Below are 20,272 nucleotides of genomic sequence, written 5' to 3' on the forward strand. Positions count from 1 at the left end.
GTCAGAGCCGTCTCATGGCTCCGGCAACCCCCCTCAGACCGCCGTCTGCGCCTCGATCGTCTCCCAGGCCCCCGGCAGGGCTGCCTCGGCGGCCGCCGCCCGCTGCTCCTCGCGGCCGTACAGCACCCCGTACGTGAACGAGCTCTCCCCCGCCGCGTGGGCCAGGCCCGCCAGTTCCCGCAGGGCCTCCCGGGTCATCACGCTGTCCTGGTGGTCGCCGAGGAGGCTCTGGAGCGACTTCATCGACTTGACCAGGCCGGCGGCGGGCCCGCCGAGGGCCGGGGCCGCGGCCTCGGCGGCGTAGCGGGTGCGCTTGGCCTTCTTCCGGGCCTCGTGCATGGCGTGGTCGCGGTCGGCGCCCGGCGGCCGGTCCAGGGCCTGCTCGACGAGTTCGGAGACCTTTCCGAAGTCCTTGCGGACGGCCTTGGCGATCACCTTCGCCGGGTCGCCGGCGGCCGCCTTGAGCAGCGGCGGGTCGGTCACGAGCGCGTCGAGCGCGGTCAGCAGCGCCAGGTACCGCTTTCCGTCCAGGACGGCGATCAGGCGGCGCCGGGAGCCGCCGTGGCGGGCGTGGGCCCAGGTGCGCAGCCGGGTGCGGACGGGTCCGGAGAGCAGGGTGCGGGGCAGTTGGGCGAGGGATTCGGTGAGCCGCTCGGTGAGGACCTCCTGGTCGCGGTCGACGCCGAGCTCGCCGGCCAGCCATTTCAGCTCGTCGCCGATCGGGTCGGTGACGGCGCGGTCGAGGATCTTCCCGTACGAGCGGAAGGTGCTGCGCATCCGGCGGGTGGCGACGCGCATGCTGTGCACGGAGTCGGGGAGGTCGCGGCGGACGGCGGGGTCGAGTTCGACGATGGCGTCGTACTGGGCGCGGAGGTAGGCGAGGACGTGGTCGCCGGCGGTGGCCGGGTCCTTGCGGGCGGCGGGCTTCTTGGCGCGTTTGCCGGTCGTGTCGAGCGCCCTGGCGAGTTTGGAGGAGGCGGCGGAGCGGCTGAGGCCGGCCTTGCGGAGCTTCTTCTCGACCTTGTCGAGGAACGCGGGGTCGCCGTCGTCGGCGAGTTCCACCTCGAGCTCGGTCCACGCGGCGCTGCCCTTGCCGCCGCCGAGCCGGTCCGCGCGGACGCGGTCGAGGCTGACCTCGGCGAGCAGGGCGCCGGAGTCGTCGACGAGGTGGCGGATGTCACGGGCGGAGCGCAGGCGTACGAGGGGGACGAGTTCGGCGTCGCGTACGCGGGAGCGGACGAGTCCGGCGATGGCGCGGGGCACGGTGTCGGAGAGGGGGGCCTGGATCTCGTCGCGCACGCCCTCGGAGACGGGGAGTTTCAGGTGCCAGCCGGCGTCGTCCCCGCCGGTGCGGCGGCGCAGGGTGAGGGAGTCGGCGGCGAGGCGCTGGTCGGGCGTGTCGTAGTAGGTGGCGTCGAGTTCGGCGACACCTTTGTCGAGGACGCCCGCGACACCGGGGACGCCGGTCAGGTCGGGCATGTCGGTGCCGCCCTCGGCGGCCGGACCTTCGTACTTACGCTCGATCTCGCGCTTCGTGTCCGCCATGAACCGAATCTAGACGCGTTTGCGGGCCGTGGGCAGTACCCAATCGGCCCTGGCTTGGCCGGAGCGCGCTTTTCACCGTTGGCCCGGGTGTCACCTCGTGTTCTCCGAGGCGCCACCCGGCGTCCGGCCGGCGGACCCGCCGCCGGCCCCGCCGCGTCGCTCCGCCGGGCCTGCCGGCCAAGCCCCGGCCTCGCTGCGCCGGGCCGGTCGGCGCGAGACCCCCCGCGTCACTCCGCCGGGCCTGCCGGCCAAGCCCCGGCCTCGCTCCGCCGGGGCCGGGCAGACGGGAACGGTCAGACCGGCCCTAGGCCGACATCGGGCGCTGCACCCTGATCGACTGCAGGAGGCCGATCGCGACCCAGACCGCGAACATGGAAGATCCTCCATAGGACACGAACGGCAGGGGCAGACCGGCGACCGGCATGATCCCGAGGGTCATGCCGATGTTCTCGAAGGACTGGAACGCGAACCAGGCGATGATCCCGGCGGCGACGATCGTGCCGTAGAGCTCGGTCGTCTCGCGGGCGATGCGGCAGGCGCGCCACAGGATGATGCCGAGGAGCAGCAGGATCAGGCCCGCGCCCACGAAGCCCAGTTCCTCGCCCGCGACGGTGAAGACGAAGTCCGTCTGCTGTTCGGGGACGAACTGGCCGGTCGTCTGCGAGCCGTGGCCGAGGCCGGTGCCGAAGAGGCCGCCGGAACCGATGGCGATACGGGCCTGGTTGGTGTTGTAGCCGACGCCCGCCGGGTCGAGGTCGGGGTTGGCGAAGGCCGCGAAGCGGTTGATCTGGTATTCGTCGAGGACGTGCAGCCGCCAGGCGGCGACCGCGCCGAGGGCGCCCGCGCCGATGAGGCCGAACACCCAGCGGTTGGAGGCGCCGGAGGAGAGCAGCACGCCGAGCACGATGACGACGGCGACCATGATCGTGCCGAGGTCGGGCATGAGCAGCACGATCAGCATCGGGACGGCGGCGAGACCCAGCGCCTGGACCACGGTGCGGTGGTCGGGGTACTGCTTGTCGCCCGCGTCGACCCGTGTGGCCAGCAACATGGCCATGCCCAGGATGATCGTGATCTTGATGAACTCGGCGGGCTGGAGCGACAGTCCGCCGGCGACGAGCCAGTTGCGCTGGCCGTTGATGGTCGCGCCGAGCGGGGTCAGCACCAGCAGGATCATGAAGACCGAGATGCCGTACAGGATCGGCACGGCCGTGCGCAGGGTGCGGTGGCCGAGCCAGATCGTGCCGATCATCAGGCCGAAGCCGATGCCGGTGTTCATCATGTGGCGGAGCAGGAAGTAGTACGGGTCGCCCTGGTTGATCTCGGTGCGGTTGCGGGTCGCCGAGTAGACGAGGGCCGAGCCGATCGCCGAGAGCGCGACGGCCGACAGCAGTATCGGCCAGTCGAGCCTTCGGGCGATCGAGTCGCGGGCGAGCAGGCGGGTCCAGCCCGCGCGCTCGGGTCCGTACCGGGAGACGGAGAAGTTGTTGGCTCCGGTCATGTCAGGATCCTCAGTGCCTTGGTCGCCGCCCTCGTCATGTCGGGATCCTCTTCCCCCGCCCCTTCGGCGGGCGGGCCGTTCGCCTTCGGGTGACACGGTTGCCGCCGGTGGGCGAGGCCGTGGTGCCGGCGGGCAGGTTCGGGTCGGGGGTGGCGTCCTTGGGTGCCTGGCTGGCCTGCTGGTCCTTGGCCGGGTCCTTGGAGATGCGGCCGGACTCGATCGTGCCGTCGGTCTGGACCTTCGGCAGACCCTTCTGCGGGGTCGGCAGGAGGCCGTTCTTCTTGTTGATGGTGCCGTCGGCGGAGACGCCGTAGAGCGCGTTGTAGATCTTGCGGACGGCCTCACCGGACGCTCCCGAACCCGTACCGGCCTGGGAGATCGTCATGATGATCGAGTAGTCCTTGGAGTACGTGGCGAGCCAGGACGTCGTCTGCTTGCCGTAGACCTCCGCGGTACCGGTCTTGGCGTGCAGCGGGATCTTGTCCTGCGGCCAGCCGCCGAACTTCCAGGCCGCGGTACCGCGGGTGACGACGCCCGCGAAGGCCTCGTTCATGCCCTTGAGCGTCGCCTTGCTGACCGGCAGCTTGCCGTTGACCTTCGGCTTGATCTCCTGGACGGTCCTGCCGTCGGCGCTGACGATCGCCTTGCCGATGGTCGGCTCGTACAGAGTGCCGCCGTTGGAGACCGCGGAGTAGATGGCGGCTTCCTGGATGGGGGTGACGAGGGTGTCACCCTGGCCGATGGAGTAGTTGATCGAGTCGCCCTCGCGCATCTTGTTGCCCTCGAGGCAGTTCTCGTACTCGATCCGCTGGACGTAGGTGCCGTTCTTCTTGCCCGTCTTGCACCAGGCGTCCTTGTTGGCCTTCCAGTAGTTCAGCTTCCAGTCGCGGTCCGGGACGCGGCCGGTGACCTCGTTGGGGAGGTCGATGCCGGTCGTCTGACCCAGTCCGAACTGGTGGGCGGTCTTGTAGAAGTAGTCCTTGGGCTTCTTCTTCGGGTTGATGCCGCCGTCCTTCTTCCACTCGTTGTCGGCGAGTCCGTAGAAGACGGTGTCGCAGGAGACCTCCAGCGCCCGGCCCAGGGAGATCGGGCCGAAGCTCTCTCCCTCGAAGTTCTTGAAGACCTGGCTGCCGACGGAGTACGAGCTGGTGCACGGGTAGTGCCCGTCGAAGGCGTATCCGGCCTGGACCGCGGCGGCGGTGGAGACCACCTTGAACGTCGAACCGGGCGCCGACTGACCCTGTATGGCGCGGTTCAGGAGCGGGTAGTTGGACTTCTTGCCGGTGAGGGCGGTGTAGTCCTTGCCGGAGATGCCGCCGACCCAGGCGTTCGGGTCGTACGTCGGGGCGGACGCCATCGCGACGACGCGGCCGGTCTTGGCCTCCATGACGACGACGGCGCCGGAGTCGGCCTTGTAGTTCTCGCCGGTGATCTTGTCGAACTGGGTCCGGGCGACCTTCATCGCGTAGTCCAGCTCGTACTCGGCGACGCGCTGGACGCGGGCGTCGATGCTGGTGACGAGGTTGGCGCCGGGTTCGGCCTTGTCGCTCTTGGCCTTGCCGATGACGCGGCCGAGGTTGTCGACCTCGTAGCGGGTGACGCCGGCCTTGCCGCGCAGGGCCTTGTCGTACTGGCGCTCCAGGCCGGAGCGGCCGACCTGGTCGGAGCGCAGGTAGGGCGAGTCGGTGTCCTTGGCCTTGGTGATCTCGTCGTCGGTGACGGGCGAGAGGTAGCCGAGGACCTGCGCGGTGTTGGCCTTGCCGGGGGCCGCGTAACGGCGCACGGCCTCCGGCTCGGCGGTGATGCCGGGGAAGTCCTCGGAGCGCTCGCGGATCTGCAGGGCCTGGCGCGGGGTGGCCTTGTCGGTGATCGGGATCGGCTGGTAGGGCGAGCCGTTCCAGCACGGCTGCGGCGTCTTGGCGTCGCAGAGGCGGACCTTCTGGATGACGTCCTGGGGCTTGAGGCCGAGCACGCCGGCGAGCTTGGTGAGGACGGCCTTGCCGTCGTCCGCCATCTTCATCAGGTCCGTGCGCGAGGCGGAGACCACGAGGCGGGTCTCGTTGTCGGCGATCGGCACACCGCGCGCGTCGAGGATCGAGCCGCGCACGGCGGGCTGGACGACCTGCTGGACGTGGTTGCCGGAGGCTTCCTTGGCGTACTCGTTGCCGTTGCGGATCTGGAGGAACCAGAGGCGTCCGCCGAGGGTGCCGAGAAGGGAGAGTACGAGAATCTGGATGACGACGAGCCGGATCTGGACCCGTGGGGTCCGGCCGGTCTCCGGGATGTTGGTCACTGCTGCCTCCCCCTCTCAGTGTGTGTACGAGTCATACGAGTACACGGCGAACCTGTGCGTGGTGACACCGCGGCCGGTCAAGTCCCGTGACGTCCGGGACGCTTGGGCCGGCGGGCGGACGGGCCGCGTCGCTGTCGTCACAGCCGCTTGACCCCCTTGATGCGTCCGGCGCGGGCGACTCGCGCCTTGGCCGCCTTCACGCGCAGTCCGCCGCGCTGGCTGCCGATGCGCAGGCCGGTGCCGGAGGACAGCCAGCCCGAGGAGACGTCGGCCGCCTTGGAGGCCGAACCGCCGTCGGCGAGCGGATCGTTCTCGGCCCGCCGGGCCAGCCACATCAGCACCGGCACGACGAAGGGCGCGAGCAGCAGGTCGTAGAGCGCGGCCGTGATGAGCAGGCTGCTGAGCCCGACATGGCGGGCGGCGGTGTCGCCGACGAGGGCGCCGACGCCCGCGTAGAGCACGGTGGAGCCGATCGCGGCGGCGACGACCACGACCATCGGGCCGGTGGCCGATTTGAGTCTGCCGTTCTCGGGCTTGGCGAGGCCGGCGAGATAGCCGACGACGCAGAGCACGAGGGCGTAGCGTCCGGCGGCGTGGTCGGCGGGCGGGGCGAGGTCGGAGAGCAGACCCGCGCCGAAGCCGATGAGCGCGCCGCCGACATGCCCGTAGACCAGGGCGAGCGCGAGCACGGTCAGCAGCACCAGGTCGGGGACGGCGCCCGGGAGATGGAGTCGGGCGAGAACGCTCACCTGGATCACCAGGGCGACGACCACCAGGGTGACGGAGAGCAGCATCCTGTTGAAACGCATGGGATTCGGCTCCTCCTGCTTACTGCTGCTGGCCGAGGTCGGTGGCGCTGGCCGAGGGCGTGACCGTCACGGTCACGGTCGGCGTGGGCGTCGGTCTGGGTTTCGGGGGCAGCACGGTGTCGCGCGGGTCGCTCTTGGGTGCCGCGACGACCACGCCGACGATGTCGAGCTTGGTGAACGACACGAACGGCGTCACGTAGATCGTGCGGGTGAGGTCGCCGCCGGAGGGGTCGACCCGGGAGACGACGCCGACGGGGACGCCCGGCACGAACGGCTTGTCGGACTGCGATCCGAAGGTGACCAGCCGGTCGCCCTTCTTGATCTTCGCCTTGGCGTTGAGGAGCTCGACGCGCAGCGGGCGGTCGCCCTGCCCGGAGGCGAAGCCGAGTTCGTCGGTGGACTCCATGCGGGTGCCGACGGTGAAGTCGGGGTCGTTGGCGAGGAGCACCGTCGCGGTGTCGGGGCCGACGGTGGTGACCCGGCCGACCAGTCCGTCGCCGTTCAGGACGGTCATGTCGCGCTGGATGCCGTCGTTGGCGCCGACGTCGATGGTGACGGTCCAGGAGAAGCCCTGGGCCGCCCCTATGGCGATCACTTCGGCGCCCTTGATGCCGTACTGGCCCTCGCCCGCCACCTTGATCATCTTGTCGAGCTGCTTCAGGCGGCTGCGGTTGCGGTCGTCGCTACCGAGCTTCGCCTTCAACGCCGCGTTGTCGTGCTCCAGTTGGGCGATGCGGCTGTGCCGGTCACCCGAGTCGCGGACCGCGGAGATCGCGTTGCCGACGGGGTCGACCGCGGACGACACTCCGTTCTCGATCGGGCCGAAGACCGTCGCGGCGGCCTGGCGGGCGCCGTCGACCGGTGAGTCCTGCCCGCCGCGGATGTCCACCGTGATCAGTGCGAACGCGATGGCGATCAGCAGCACCAGGAGCAGCCGGCTCTCTCGTGTGTCCCTCACGTGCGGCGGCCGTGCCTTCCTCGTCGTATTGGGTCAACAGGGGCGCGCCCTGGGCGAAAAGGATGCCCACGGTGCGATGAGGCTGGGGTGGGGGTGGTGAGACGGGGTGGCTGTTATGGGGGAGGTTTTGACTCTTATGTCGCAGGAGTTTATGCCTCCATACCAACGATCCGCCGCACGAGAAGGGGTGATCTCGTACGGCGGAATCGAAGTGTTACGTCATCTGCGGGGCTGGGCGTCCAGAACCTGCTGGAGCGCCTCGAACTCCTCGACACACTTGCCCGACCCGAGCGCCACGCTGTCGAGCGGGTCCTCGGCGATGTGGATCGGCATGCCGGTCTCGCGGCGCAGCCGCTCGTCCAGGCCGCGCAGCAGGGCCCCGCCGCCGGTGAGGACGATGCCCCGGTCCATCACGTCACCGGAGAGCTCGGGCGGACACTTGTCGAGCGTCGTCTTCACGGCGTCGACGATCGCGTTGACCGGCTCTTCGACGGCCTTGCGGACCTCCGCGGCGGAGATGACGACCGTCTTGGGCAGACCGGAGACCAGGTCCCGGCCGCGGATTTCGGTGTGCTCGTCAGTGTCGAGGTCGTACGCGGATCCGATCGTGATCTTGATCTGCTCGGCCGTCCGCTCACCCAGAAGGAGGCTGTACTCCTTCTTGATGTACTGGATGATCGCGTTGTCCAGCTCGTCACCCGCGACGCGGATGGACTGGGCGGTGACGATGCCGCCGAGCGAGATGACCGCGACCTCCGTGGTGCCGCCGCCGATGTCCACCACCATGTTGCCCGTGGCCTCGTGGACCGGCAGGCCGGCGCCGATGGCCGCGGCCATGGGCTCCTCGATGATGTGCACCTGTCGGGCGCCGGCCTGGGACGACGCCTCGATGACGGCACGGCGCTCGACGCCCGTGATGCCCGAGGGCACACAGACGACGACACGGGGGCGGGCGAGATAACGCCGCTTGTGGATCTTCAGGATGAAGTAGCGGAGCATGCGCTCGGTGATCTCGAAGTCGGCGATGACGCCGTCCTTCAGCGGGCGCACGGCAACGATGTTGCCCGGCGTCCGCCCGATCATCTTCTTGGCTTCCGCGCCCACCGCGAGGATCCCGCCGGTGTTGGTGTTGATCGCGACGACGGACGGCTCGTTGAGTACGATCCCTCGACCCCTGACGTACACCAGCGTGTTGGCGGTCCCGAGGTCGACAGCCATGTCACGGCCGATGAACGACATTGAGTTCCCCATCAGGATTCGTCTGGCCTTCCCAAAGCGAACGTTGACGGCTTTTTAGGGACGGCGCGAGGTTGGTGCAGCGACGTGAACGCTTCCATCGTAGACGCGCCTGCACGAACACTGCGCGAGGGTCTTGGCCATTGTCGGCAGATGGCGGAGCGACTCGCTTGTGGAGACGGGCCATCGGGGTCACGCGTTCCCCCGATCAGCGCGCATATGCCACGGGACGGCCTGATTTTTCAGGGCCGTCCCAGGTCAGACTGCCGCAGCCGTGCTGACACAGTCTCAGAAAATTCTTTGAAAATGTACGACTCCACGCGCTCCGGAGATCGTCCGGGCGGCCTCGGCGAGGCCGCCCGCCGCCTCGGGCGCGACCGTCCGTACGCCGGACGGTGACCGTCCGTGCGCGCGGACGCGGGCGCGGAGCCTTCGTCCGTACGCTCAGGCGCGGCCGGGGAAGAAGATCTTCACCTCGCGCTCGGCGGACTCCTCGGAGTCGGAGGCGTGGATCAGGTTCTCGCGCACGATCACGCCGTAGTCACCGCGGATGGAACCGGGGGCGGCGGCGATCGGGTCGGTCGGGCCGGCCAGGGCGCGCACACCCTCGATGACCCGCTCGCCCTCGACGATCAGGGCCACGACCGGACCGGAGGCCATGAACGCCACCAGCGGCTCGTAGAAGGGCTTGCCCTTGTGCTCGCCGTAGTGCTGCTCCAGCGTGTCCTGGTCCAGCGTCCGCAGCTCCAGCGCGGTGATCTGCCAGCCGGCCTTGCGCTCGATGCGGCTGATGATCTCGCCGGTCAGGCCGCGACGTACGGCGTCGGGCTTGAGAAGGACGAGGGTGCGCTGGCTCACGGGAAAGCTCCTTCGGGTCACACGGGTGCGGATGACCGAGGCTACAGGGCGTGTCCGGGTCGCTGTCACACAGCGTCAGGTGATACGGGCCCACGCCCGAGTCCGCTCCCGGACCCGCCCCGGGCCGGAACGGCCGGCCCCAGGGCGGGTTGCCACTCGGCTCGGCCGGGTTACTGCCACGCGGCCGGCCCTGGGCCGGGTCGCCGCTCGGCTCGGCCGGACCTAGGCCGGGTTGCCGCTCGGCTCGGCCTGGGCCTGCGCGGCGAACCGGGCCTTGGCCTCGTCGATCTTCCGGCCGTAGTGGACCGAGGCCCACCACAGGGCGGCGAAGGCCACGCCCAGGATGTACATGGACGGCACGAAGAACCCGCCGGCGATCAGCAGGATCTGCAGCGCCCAGCCGAGCTGGACACCGCCGGGCCGCGTGATCATGCCGCACAGCAGCACGCTGAGCGCCATGAGGATCCCGCAGACCGTCCAGACCGTGGCCGTGGACAGATCGGGGTCCTTCATGGCGACGAGACCGGCGAAGCCGATGACCAAGAACTCGCTGATCAGCGTGGAAGCACAGAGCGTACGCACGAGAGTCAGCCCCTCCCCAGGAGCAGTCGGGCCTCGCCGACCGTGATGACGGAACCGGTGACCAGGACGCCGCCGCCCGCGTACTCGCCCTCTTCCTCGGCGAGCGTGATGGCGGCCTCCAGGGCGTCGTCGAGCCGCGGTTCGACCTGCACCCGGTCCTCGCCGAAGACCTCGACGGCGATCCCGGCGAGTTCGTCCGCGTCCATCGCGCGATGGCTGGAGTTCTGGGTGACGACGACCTCCGCGAAGATCGGCTCGAAGGCTTCGAGCACCCCGCGCACGTTCTTGTCGCCGCTCGCGCCGACGAGGCCGATGAGCCGGCTGAAGTCGAAGACCTCGCTCACGGCCTCGGCGGTGGCGCGGGCGCCCGCGGGGTTGTGCGCGGCGTCGAGCACCACGGTGGGCGAGCGGCGCACGATCTCCAGGCGGCCGGGCGAGGTGACCGAGGCGAACGCCTTGCGCACGGTGTCGATGTCGAGCCGCTGGGCGTGGGCCGAGCCGACGCCGAAGAACGCCTCGACCGCGGCGAGCGCCACGGCGGCGTTGTGCGCCTGGTAGGCGCCGTGCAGCGGCAGGAAGACCTCTTCGTACTCGCCGCCGAGGCCGCGCAGCGTGAGGAGCTGCCCGCCGACCGCGATCTGCCGTGAGACGACACCGAATTCGAGGCCCTCGCGGGCCACCGTCGCGTCGACCTCCACGGCCTTCTTCAGCAGCACCTGGGCCGCGTCGACCGGCTGCTGGGCGAGGATGACGGTGGCGTCCTGCTTGACGATGCCCGCCTTCTCGGTGGCGATCTCGGCGTGCGTCTCACCGAGGCGGTCGGTGTGGTCGAGGTCGATGGGGGTCACCACGGCGACGTCCCCGTCGATCACGTTCGTGGCGTCCCAGCTTCCGCCCATGCCGACCTCGACGACGGCGACGTCCACGGGCGCGTCCGCGAAGGCGGCGTACGCCATGCCGGTGAGCACCTCGAAGAAGGACAGCCGGTACTCCTGCTGCCCGTCGACCATCTCGACGTAGGGCTTGATGTCGTTGTACGTCTCCACGAAGCGCTCGGCGGGCAGCGGCGCCCCGTCCAGGCTGATGCGCTCGGTGATCGACTGCACGTGGGGGCTGGTGTAGCGGCCGGTGCGCAGGTCGAAGGCGCCGAGGAGGGCCTCGATCATGCGGGCGGTGGAGGTCTTGCCGTTGGTGCCCGTGATGTGGATCGAGGGGTACGCGCGCTGCGGCTCCCCGAGGACGTCCATCAGCGCGGCGATCCTGGCGACGGACGGCTCCAGCTTCGTCTCGCCCCAGCGGGTGGCGAGTTCGGCCTCGACCTCGCGCAGCGCCTTGTCGACCTCGGGGTCCGAGGGACGCCCGGGTACGTCGGCCTGCGGGCCGCTGCCGCCCTGGGTGCGCAGGGTGCGGCTGCCGGCCTCGATCACGGCGAGGTCGGGGTCGCGCTCGGTCTCGTTCGCCACGATCTCGTCGAAGAGACCGTGCGGGTCGCGGTCCTGCGACTCGTCGGACGCGCTGCTGTCGTGCGGGGGGAGGTCACTCACGGGGCCAGTCTACGGAGGTGGCGGGGGTGTGGGGGCGTGTGGGGCCGCATGGGGGTTTTCGCCCCCTCCGCCCCTTCCCGTCCCACCCCTGGGGGCTGCCGCCCCAGACCCCCGATCCAGGGAATTCAGCCCCTCCGGCGATTGAGGAGCGGGGTCCGGGGCGGAGCCCCGGGTACGGGACGGGTAGGGGCGGAGGGGGCGAAGAAAGTCTGTCGTGTACGGCGGAAGGCCCCCGGAACTGGATGGTTCCGGGGGCCTTCATCTGCGTCGGGGCGGGCTACGCCTCGGGCAGGCGCTCCAGCTGGGTCTGGATGCGGGCGATGTCCTCGTCCGCCTTGGCGAGCCGCCCGCGGATCTTGTCCACGACGTTGTCCGGCGCCTTGGCGAGGAACGCCTCGTTGCCGAGCTTGGCGTTGGCCTGGGCCTTCTCCTTCTCGGCGGCGGCGAGGTCCTTGGCCAGACGCTTGCGCTCGGCGGCGACGTCGATCGTGCCCGACAGGTCGAGCGCGACCGTGGCACCCGCCACCGGCAGCGTCGCCGTGGCCGAGAAGCCCTCGCCCTCCGGCTGGAGCCGCAGGAGCTGGCGGATGGCCGCCTCGTGCGGGGCCAGCGCGGTCCCGTCGAGGGTCAGCCGGGCCGGGACCCGCTGGCCGGGCTGGAGGCCCTGGTCGGCGCGGAAGCGGCGGACCTCCGTGATGACCTGCTGGAGCTTCTCGATCTCCTGCTCGGCGGCGGTGTCACGGAAGCCGGAGTCGGTCGGCCACTCGGCGACGACGACCGACTCGCCGCCCGTGAGGGTGGTCCAGAGGGTCTCCGTGACGAACGGGACGATCGGGTGGAGGAGGCGGAGGGTGACGTCCAGGACCTCGCCGAGGACCCGGCCGGAGACCTTCGCCGGCTCGCCGCCCGCCATGAACGTCGTCTTGGACAGCTCGACGTACCAGTCGAAGACCTCGTCCCACGCGAAGTGGAACAGCGCGTCCGACAGCTTGGCGAACTGGAAGTCGTCGTACAGGGCGTCGACTTCGGCGACCGTGGCGTTCAGCCGGGACAGGATCCAGCGGTCGGTGGCCGACAGCTCCTCGGCGGCGGGGAGTTCGCCCTCGACCGTCGCGCCGTTCATGAGCGCGAAGCGGGTGGCGTTCCAGATCTTGTTGGCGAAGTTGCGCGAGCCCTGGACCCAGTCCTCGCCGATCGGGACGTCGACGCCCGGGTTGGCGCCGCGCGCGAGGGTGAACCGCAGCGCGTCGGAGCCGTACTTGTCCATCCAGTCCAGCGGGTTGACCGCGTTCCCGAAGGACTTGGACATCTTCTTGCCGAACTGGTCGCGGACCATGCCGTGCAGGGCGATGGTGTGGAACGGCGGGGTGCCGTCCATCGCGTACAGGCCGAACATCATCATCCGGGCGACCCAGAAGAAGAGGATGTCGTAGCCGGTGACCAGGACGGAGTTCGGGTAGAACTTCGCGAGGCTCTCGGTCTGTTCGGGCCAGCCGAGCGTGGAGAACGGCCACAGGCCGGAGGAGAACCAGGTGTCGAGGACGTCGGTGTCCTGGTGCCAGCCCTCGCCCGTGGGGGCCTCGTCGTCCGGGCCGACGCAGACGATCTCGCCGTTCGGGCCGTACCAGACCGGGATGCGGTGGCCCCACCACAACTGCCGCGAGATGCACCAGTCGTGGAGGTTGTCGACCCAGTCGAAGTACCGCTTCTCCATCTCCTGCGGGTGGATCTTGACCCGGCCGTCGCGGACGGCGTCGCCCGCGGCCTTCGCGAGGGGGCCGACCTTGACCCACCACTGCATGGACAGGCGCGGCTCGATGGTGGTCTTGCAGCGCGAGCAGTGGCCGACGGAGTGGCTGTAGGGCCGCTTCTCGGCGACGATCCGGCCTTCGGCGCGCAGGGCGCCGACGATGGCGGAGCGTGCCTCCAGGCGGTCCAGGCCCTGGAAGGGGCCGGGGACCGTGATGACCGCGTGCTCGTCCATGACGGCGATGTTGGGCAGGTTGTGGCGCTGCCCGATCTCGAAGTCGTTCGGGTCGTGAGCGGGCGTCACCTTGACGGCGCCGGTGCCGAACTCGGGGTCGACGTGCTCGTCCGCGACGACCGGGATGGAGCGGTCGGTCAGCGGCAGCTTGATGAGCTTGCCGACGAGGTGCTTGTACCGCTCGTCCTCCGGGTGGACCGCGACGGCGGTGTCACCGAGCATCGTCTCGGCACGGGTGGTGGCGACGACGATCGCGTCGTCCCCGTCCCCGTACTTCATGGAGACCAGCTCGCCGTCGTCGTCCTGGTACTCGACCTCGATGTCGGAGATCGCGGTCAGACAGCGCGGGCACCAGTTGATGATGCGCTCGGCGCGGTAGATCAGCTCGTCGTCGTAGAGCTTCTTGAAGATGGTCTGGACGGACTGGGACAGGCCCTCGTCCATCGTGAAGCGCTCGCGCGACCAGGCGACACCGTCACCGAGACGGCGCATCTGGCCGGAGATCTGCCCGCCGGACTCGGCCTTCCACTGCCAGACACGCTCGACGAACGCCTCCCGGCCGAGGTCGTGCCGCGACTTGCCCTCCTTGCCCAGCTCCCGCTCGACGACGTTCTGCGTGGCGATGCCGGCGTGGTCCATGCCGGGCTGCCACAGCGTCTCGAAGCCCTGCATGCGCTTGCGGCGCGTGAGGGCGTCGATGAGGGTGTGCTCGAAGGCGTGCCCGAGGTGCAGGCTGCCGGTGACGTTCGGCGGCGGGATGACCACCGTGAACGGAGGCTTGTCGCTCTTCGCGTCCGCCTCGAAGTAGCCGCGCTCTACCCAGCGCTCGTACAGCGGCCCCTCTACATCGGCCGGCGCGTACTGGGTCGGCAGTTCGGTGTTGGGCTCTGATGGCTGCTGCTGAGCGTTCTCGGTCACGGGATCAGTTTAGAGGCGTCACGCCCCGGTCCCGAAACGGGATTACTTCGTAACGGTGCACCCCCTGCGGACTTGACCGTCCGACCTGTGCGTCAGGATGTCAGGAACACATAAGGCATCTGGAGGGGAACCCAGAAATGAGCTACAACCAGCCGGGCCCGTACGGCGGGCAGCCCCAGCAGCCCGGACCCTACGGTCAGCCGGGCGGCCAGCCGGGCCCCTACGGCCAGCAGCCGCCCGCCCCTCAGCCCGGCTACGGCTACCCCCAGCAGGCTCCCCCCGCGCAGCCCGGCTACGGCTATCCCCAGCAGGCGCCGGGCGTGCCGCCGCAGACTCCCCCGTACGGCCAGCCGCCCGCCTACGGGCAGCAGCCTCCGTACGGCACGGTCCCGATGCCGCCCGAGCCGTCCGGCGGCAAGAAGAAGACGGCCCTGATCATCGGCGGCGTGGCCGTGGTCGCGGCCATCGCGGTGGGCGCGTACCTCGTCCTCGGCGGCAGCAGCGGCTCCGACGTGGCGGACGACGGCCCGCACAAGCTGACGACGCCCGCGTCGGTCCTCGGTGGCGAGTACAAGAAGTCCACCGACGGCAGCGACAGCAGCGGCGGCATGACCAAGGACGACCTCAAGGACGCCGAGGGCTGGGGTGTGAAGAGCCCCAAGGACGTCAACGCGGCCTACCAGTCGGGCGACAAGAGCAACCCGCTGGCGATGAAGCAGATCTCGTTCGGCGGTGTCTGGGGAACCATCGACGACCCCGAGAAGGCCGTCGACAACATGTTCGCCGACATGAAGACGAACCAGGAGAAGGAAGGCACCAAGGACGGCGAGCTCGTCGGCAGCCCGAAGGCGTACACGCCGAGCGCGCTCGACGGTGCCGTCCTCAAGTGCCAGGAGATCAAGGTCAAGAACGACTCCTCCAGCACGGGTGCCGCCGGGCCGAAGGAGTTCACGATGCCGGTGTGCATCTGGGGCGACCACAGCACGCTCGGGTTCGTGATGCCGATCGACTTCGCGAGCATGATGGCCGGCAAGGGCAGCACGCCCGAGTCCGCGGCCGAGATCGCCGCGAAGCTCCGCAAGGACGTCCGTCAGAAGATCTGACGCCGTCCGCGGAACAGGTTCGACGTGCGGGGCCCGGCCGGTCGGCCGGGCCCCGCACGGGCGTTCGCCCCGCTCCGGCCGGGGCGCCCGTACGCACGGGAGCACGCGGGACCGGAAGACAACGCGAGCGTGAAAAGAGGGGCGCCCGGCGAACTGATCGCCGGGCGCCCCTTCGTTCCTGGGTGCTGGTGCCTACGCCGTCTTCTGTTCGCCCGGGCCGCCGCGGCGGGCGTCCCTCGGGATCAGGGTCGGGTTGACGTTGCGCAGGACCACGTCGGCGGTGATGACGACGCGGGCCACGTCCTTGCGGGACGGGACTTCGTACATCACGGCCTGGAGGACTTCCTCCATGATGGCGCGCAGGCCTCGGGCTCCGGTCTGGCGCAGGATGGCCTGGTCGGCGATGGCCTCCAGCGCCTCACGCTCGAAGTCCAGCTCCACACCGTCGAGTTCGAAGAGGCGCTGGTACTGCTTCACCAGCGCGTTGCGCGGCTCGACCAGGATCTGCAGGAGGGCCTCGCGGTCCAGGTTGTGGACCGAGGTGATGACCGGGAGACGGCCGATGAACTCGGGGATCATGCCGAACTTGACCAGGTCCTCCGGCATGACGGCCTCGAACTGGTCCTTGGACTCCAGCTCGCGCTTCGAGCGGATCGTCGCGCCGAAGCCGATGCCCTTCGCGCCGGCCCTGGACTCGATGAGCTTCTCCAGGCCCGCGAAGGCACCGCCCACGATGAACAGGACGTTCGTCGTGTCGATCTGGATGAACTCCTGGTGCGGGTGCTTGCGTCCGCCCTGCGGCGGCACCGAGGCCGTCGTGCCCTCGAGGATCTTGAGCAGGGCCTGCTGCACGCCCTCACCGGAGACGTCGCGCGTGATCGACGGGTTTTCGCTCTTACGGGCGACCTTGTCGATCTCGTCGATGTAGATGATCCCCGTCTCGGCCTTCTTGACGTCGTAGTCGGCGGCCTGGATGAGCTTCAGCAGGATGTTCTCGACGTCCTCGCCGACGTATCCCGCCTCCGTCAGCGCCGTCGCGTCGGCGATGGCGAACGGGACGTTCAGCATGCGCGCGAGCGTCTGGGCGAGGAGCGTCTTGCCGGAGCCCGTGGGGCCCAGCAGAAGGATGTTGGACTTCGCCAACTCGATGGCGTCCTCGCGGTTCTGGCCCGTGCTGTTCTCACCGGCCTGGACGCGCTTGTAGTGGTTGTAGACCGCGACGGAGAGGGCCTTCTTGGCCGACTCCTGGCCGACCACGTAGCCCTCGAGGAACTCGTAGATCTCGCGGGGCTTGGGGAGTTCCTCCCAGCGCACCTCGCTCGTCTCCGCGAGTTCTTCCTCGATGATCTCGTTGCAGAGGTCGATGCACTCGTCGCAGATGTACACACCGGGGCCTGCGATGAGCTTCTTGACCTGCTTCTGGCTCTTGCCGCAGAACGAGCACTTGAGCAGATCGCCGCCGTCACCGATGCGTGCCACGGTGTGCTTCCCCTTCGCCTGGGAGCCGCCTGGGTCCAGCGGCTCCTGGTGCTGCCTTATGTCCGACGGTACCTTGCCGAGCCCCTCGTTCGGGCCCCCCTTGGCGCGGTTCACTTTGTCGTGAACCGTGCCAAGGAGCGGCAGACGATACAGCGATACGTCACACCACCGCGGAGTTGTTCATCTTCCGGGTGGAAATGATCTGGTCGATCAGGCCGTAGGCCAACGCGTCCTCGGCCGTGAGGATCTTGTCGCGCTCGATGTCCTCGCGGATCTTCTCGATCGGCGTGGTCGAGTGCTTGGCCAGCATGTCCTCGAGCTGACCGCGCATCCGCAGGATCTCGTTCGCGGCGATCTCGAGGTCCGAGACCTGCCCGCGGCCGGTCTCGCTGTAGGGCTGGTGGATCAGCACACGGGCGTTCGGGAGCGCCATGCGCTTGCCCGGCGTACCGGCGGCCAGCAGGATCGCGGCGGCCGAGGCGGCCTGGCCCATGCAGACCGTCTGGATGTCCGGCTTGACGAACTGCATGGTGTCGTAAATGGCCGTGAGGGCCGTGAACGAGCCACCGGGGCTGTTGATGTAGACCGAGATGTCACGGTCGGGGTCCATCGACTCCAGGCACAGGAGCTGCGCCATGACGTCGTTGGCGGAGGCGTCGTCGATCTGCACGCCGAGGAAGATCACGCGCTCTTCGAACAGCTTCGCGTACGGGTCGTACTCGCGCACGCCCTGCGAGGTGCGCTCGACGAAGCGCGGGATGACGTAGCGGGACTCCGCGCGAGGACCGGTGTACTCGGCCTGCGTGCGGGCGTAGAGGCCGCTGCCGGTGAAGTCGTTCACTGTGTCTCCTGGAAAGCCTTGAAAAGGGCTGAGCGGTCGGCTGAGGGCGCGCTGGGGGCCTGACCCCACCCGAGGGCGGGAAGAGGCCCCGCGCCGCCCTCGGGGGCGCTGGAGGGGCTTACGACGCCCCGGTGCCGCCGCCGCCCGGCATCCCGGCAGCGGTGGGCACGATGTCGTCGATGAGGCCGTACTCCTTGGCCTCGATCGGGTCGAACCAGCGGTCGCGGTCCGAGTCGCGCGTGACCTGCTCCACGGTCTGACCGGTGTGGAAGGCGGTCAGCTCAGCCATCCGCTTCTTGGTGTGCAGCAGCCGCTCGGCGTGGATCTTGATGTCCGACGCGGAGCCCGCGAGACCCGCGGAGGGCTGGTGGATCAGGATCTCGGCGTTCGGCAGCGCGAAGCGCTTGCCGGGGGTGCCGGCGCTGAGGAGGAACTGGCCCATCGAAGCCGCCATGCCCATGGCGATCGTCACCACGTCGTTCTTGATGAACTGCATGGTGTCGTAGATCGCCATGCCGGCCGTGATCGATCCGCCGGGGCTGTTGATGTAGAGGTAGATGTCCTTGTCCGGGTCGGCGGCAAGGAGCAGCAGCTGCGCCGTGATCTTGTTGGCGATGTCGTCGTCGACCGCCTGGCCGAGGAAGATGATCCGCTCGCCGAGCAGTCGGTTGTAGACCTGGTCGCCGAGGCCACCACCGATGGGGTCGCCGGCAGCTGTGGGCATCAGATTCGTCACGTATCCACCTGCTCGTCTTGCGACGGCGCCGGGCCGTCTCACGTCTTCTGCAGGGCCTGGGACCCCGGGTTCCGCGCCGCCTCCCGACGGCGTCCGGAGACTCCCCTGCCCTCGTATTCATGGACCCTAACGCGCGGGTCCCTCCGGGGAATCCCGCAGAGGGAACTGTTCGCTGTGAGCGCATGCGCTGCGCGGGCTTCACCAGGGCTCCGGGCGCCCCTCGTCCACCGGCTCGGGGCGTTGCCAGTCCCCCGGAAGGCCGCACCCGCCGTGAGCCCCGGGGGCGGATCGCGGCTGCGGGGGCCGTGGGGGTTGCTCGCGCAGTTCCTCGCGCCCCTGGGTCGGCCCGTGGGGCCCTCGGCGAGACGTCCCCCGGGGTTCCTGGCTTCCCGGGTAAGCGGACGGGCCCCCGGGGACGTGAAGTCCCCGGGGGCCCGTCAGGGCTTGCTGCTGAGGCTGAGGCGATCAGGCCTCGGTGGTCTCCTCGGACTCCGTGGTGGCCTCGACGGTCTCGGCCGTCTCGTCCTCCTCGTCGTCCAGGTCGACGATCTCGCCGTTGGTGTCCTTGACCGTGGAGGCCTCGACGACGACCGCGAGGGCCTTGCCGCGGGCGACCTCGCCGACGAGCATCGGGACCTGGCCACCCTCGACGACCGCCTGGGCGAACTGGTCGGGGGACATGCCGGAGGAGGCCGCGCGACGCATGAGGTGCTCGGTGAGCTCCTCCTGGTTGACGTTCAGCTTCTCCTTGTTGACGAGCTCGTCGAGGACGAACTGCGTCTTGATGCCCTTGACCGCGGCTTCCTTGGTCTCGGCGTCGAACTCTTCCTCGGTCTTGCCCTGGATCTCCAGGTACTTCGCGAGGTCGAGGCCCATCTGGCCGAGCTGGTGGTGCTCGAGGTTGTGCTTACGGGTGTTGATCTCGTCCTCGAGCAGCTTCTCGGGGACGGGCACCTCGACGAGCTCCAGCAGCTTCTCCAGGACGCGCTCCTGGGCCTGCGTGGCCTGGTCGTACTGCTTCATGTTCTCGAGGCGCTTGCGGCTGTCCGCCTTGAGCTCGTCGAGGGTGTCGAACTCGGAGGCGAGCTGCGCGAACTCGTCGTCCAGCTCGGGCAGTTCACGGGCGGCGACCTGGGTGACCTTGACGGTGACCTCGGCCTCCTTGCCCGCGGCGGAGCCGCCCTTGAGCTCGGAGGTGAAGGTGGCCTCGCCACCGGCCTCCAGGCCCTTCACGGCCTCGTCGATGCCCTCGAGCAGCTCGCCGGAGCCGATGGTGTACGAGACACCGCTCGCGACACCGTCCTCCAGGACCTCTCCGTCGACCTTGGCCTCGAGGTCCAGGGTGACGACGTCCTCGTCCTGGGCGGCGCGCTCGACCGGGGAGGTCGAGGCGAAGCGCTCACGCAGGTCCGAGACGGCCTTCTCGACGTCCTCGTCGCTGACCTCGATGGCGTCGACCTCGACCTCGATGCCGGAGTAGTCCGGGATCTCGATGGTCGGGCGGACGTCGACCTCCGCGGTGAAGTTCAGCGTCTCGCCGTCCTTCAGCTCGGTGATGTCGACCTCGGGCTGGCCGAGAACGTTCAGCTCAGCCTCGTTGACCGCTTCGGTGTAGAACTTCGGGAGCGCGTCGTTGACGGCCTCTTCGAGCACGGCGCCGCGACCGAACCGCTGGTCGATGACGCGCGCCGGGATCTTGCCCTTCCGGAACCCCTTCACCGTGACCTGCTGGTTGATCTTCTTGTACGCCGCGTCGAGGCTGTCCTTGAGCTCCTCGAAGGGCACCTCGACAGTGAGCCGAACCCGGGTCGGGTTCAGGGTCTCCACGGCGCTCTTCACGGTTCGGTCTCCTTGTGGCTGACTTCTTGGGGGGTTCTGCTGCGTG

Annotated in this window: 15 protein-coding genes; 1 reads left to right on the forward strand and 14 read right to left on the reverse strand. The window is 69.4% G+C overall.

Annotated features, from left to right (window positions below):
* Positions 1 to 33: 33 nt before the first annotated feature.
* The 10 genes from ACFRIC_RS10680 to ACFRIC_RS10725 form a co-directional block, all read right to left on the reverse strand.
* Positions 34 to 1,545, reverse strand: coding sequence for a CHAD domain-containing protein (locus ACFRIC_RS10680; RefSeq protein ID WP_382782532.1), 1,512 nt, complete (start codon positions 1,543 to 1,545; stop codon positions 34 to 36).
* Between the two features lie 304 nt (positions 1,546 to 1,849).
* A complete protein-coding gene (rodA, locus tag ACFRIC_RS10685; RefSeq protein ID WP_382782535.1) occupies positions 1,850 to 3,046 on the reverse strand; it encodes a rod shape-determining protein RodA in 1,197 nt (398 codons plus the stop codon).
* A gap of 34 nt (positions 3,047 to 3,080) precedes the next feature.
* Positions 3,081 to 5,339 carry a penicillin-binding protein 2 gene (gene mrdA, locus ACFRIC_RS10690; protein WP_382782538.1) on the reverse strand — a complete coding sequence of 753 codons (2,259 nt, stop codon included), beginning with the start codon at positions 5,337 to 5,339 and terminating at the stop codon, positions 3,081 to 3,083.
* 137 nt (positions 5,340 to 5,476) lie between these two features.
* On the reverse strand, positions 5,477 to 6,148 hold the full coding sequence (gene mreD / locus ACFRIC_RS10695) for a rod shape-determining protein MreD (RefSeq protein WP_382782540.1): 672 nt from the start codon (positions 6,146 to 6,148) through the stop codon (positions 5,477 to 5,479).
* A 19-nt stretch (positions 6,149 to 6,167) separates the two neighbouring features.
* On the reverse strand, positions 6,168 to 7,106 hold the full coding sequence (gene mreC / locus ACFRIC_RS10700; protein WP_382782543.1) for a rod shape-determining protein MreC: 939 nt from the start codon (positions 7,104 to 7,106) through the stop codon (positions 6,168 to 6,170).
* A 219-nt stretch (positions 7,107 to 7,325) separates the two neighbouring features.
* Positions 7,326 to 8,345: a rod shape-determining protein gene (locus tag ACFRIC_RS10705; protein WP_037618813.1), complete on the reverse strand. Its 1,020-nt coding sequence runs from the start codon at positions 8,343 to 8,345 to the stop codon at positions 7,326 to 7,328.
* Positions 8,346 to 8,786: 441 nt separating this feature from the next.
* Complete coding sequence (gene ndk, locus ACFRIC_RS10710; protein ID WP_045557536.1) at positions 8,787 to 9,200, reverse strand: nucleoside-diphosphate kinase; 414 nt, start codon at positions 9,198 to 9,200, stop codon at positions 8,787 to 8,789.
* A 222-nt stretch (positions 9,201 to 9,422) separates the two neighbouring features.
* The gene (locus tag ACFRIC_RS10715) at positions 9,423 to 9,782 is read right to left on the reverse strand and encodes a DUF4233 domain-containing protein (RefSeq protein ID WP_382782547.1); all 360 of its coding nucleotides are present in this window, start codon (positions 9,780 to 9,782) and stop codon (positions 9,423 to 9,425) included.
* 5 nt (positions 9,783 to 9,787) lie between these two features.
* On the reverse strand, positions 9,788 to 11,326 hold the full coding sequence (locus ACFRIC_RS10720) for a bifunctional folylpolyglutamate synthase/dihydrofolate synthase (protein WP_382782550.1): 1,539 nt from the start codon (positions 11,324 to 11,326) through the stop codon (positions 9,788 to 9,790).
* A gap of 277 nt (positions 11,327 to 11,603) precedes the next feature.
* Positions 11,604 to 14,228: a valine--tRNA ligase gene (locus tag ACFRIC_RS10725; RefSeq protein WP_382782553.1), complete on the reverse strand. Its 2,625-nt coding sequence runs from the start codon at positions 14,226 to 14,228 to the stop codon at positions 11,604 to 11,606.
* A 137-nt stretch (positions 14,229 to 14,365) separates the two neighbouring features.
* Here ACFRIC_RS10725 and ACFRIC_RS10730 point away from each other — a divergent pair, with 137 nt between their 5' ends.
* Entirely contained in the window at positions 14,366 to 15,331 is a 966-nt protein-coding gene (locus tag ACFRIC_RS10730; RefSeq protein WP_382782556.1) for a hypothetical protein, read from the forward strand.
* A gap of 192 nt (positions 15,332 to 15,523) precedes the next feature.
* On the opposite strand, the gene clpX is transcribed toward ACFRIC_RS10730, so the two are convergent.
* The 4 genes from clpX to tig form a co-directional block, all read right to left on the reverse strand.
* Positions 15,524 to 16,810 carry an ATP-dependent Clp protease ATP-binding subunit ClpX gene (clpX, locus tag ACFRIC_RS10735; protein WP_151471405.1) on the reverse strand — a complete coding sequence of 429 codons (1,287 nt, stop codon included), beginning with the start codon at positions 16,808 to 16,810 and terminating at the stop codon, positions 15,524 to 15,526.
* A gap of 160 nt (positions 16,811 to 16,970) precedes the next feature.
* A complete protein-coding gene (locus ACFRIC_RS10740; protein WP_382782559.1) occupies positions 16,971 to 17,651 on the reverse strand; it encodes an ATP-dependent Clp protease proteolytic subunit in 681 nt (226 codons plus the stop codon).
* A 118-nt stretch (positions 17,652 to 17,769) separates the two neighbouring features.
* Positions 17,770 to 18,375: an ATP-dependent Clp protease proteolytic subunit gene (locus tag ACFRIC_RS10745; protein WP_037618823.1), complete on the reverse strand. Its 606-nt coding sequence runs from the start codon at positions 18,373 to 18,375 to the stop codon at positions 17,770 to 17,772.
* Between the two features lie 477 nt (positions 18,376 to 18,852).
* Complete coding sequence (gene tig / locus ACFRIC_RS10750) at positions 18,853 to 20,226, reverse strand: trigger factor (protein ID WP_382782562.1); 1,374 nt, start codon at positions 20,224 to 20,226, stop codon at positions 18,853 to 18,855.
* Between the last annotated feature and the right edge of the window lie 46 nt (positions 20,227 to 20,272).

Origin of the sequence: Streptomyces sp. NPDC056738, from assembly GCF_042790435.1 — a bacterium.
GTDB lineage: Bacteria > Actinomycetota > Actinomycetes > Streptomycetales > Streptomycetaceae > Streptomyces.

What these genes read in the sequence shown, in the direction of transcription:
- ACFRIC_RS10680 (WP_382782532.1), bottom strand. Translation starts at nt 1,545, where the DNA reads ATGGCGGACACGAAGCGCGAGATCGAGCGTAAGTACGAAGGTCCGGCC.
- rodA (WP_382782535.1), bottom strand. Translation starts at nt 3,046, where the DNA reads ATGACCGGAGCCAACAACTTCTCCGTCTCCCGGTACGGACCCGAGCGC.
- mreD (WP_382782540.1), bottom strand. Translation starts at nt 6,148, where the DNA reads ATGCGTTTCAACAGGATGCTGCTCTCCGTCACCCTGGTGGTCGTCGCC.
- ACFRIC_RS10705 (WP_037618813.1), bottom strand. Translation starts at nt 8,345, where the DNA reads ATGTCGTTCATCGGCCGTGACATGGCTGTCGACCTCGGGACCGCCAAC.
- ACFRIC_RS10730 (WP_382782556.1), top strand. Translation starts at nt 14,366, where the DNA reads ATGAGCTACAACCAGCCGGGCCCGTACGGCGGGCAGCCCCAGCAGCCC.
- ACFRIC_RS10745 (WP_037618823.1), bottom strand. Translation starts at nt 18,375, where the DNA reads ATGCCCACAGCTGCCGGCGACCCCATCGGTGGTGGCCTCGGCGACCAG.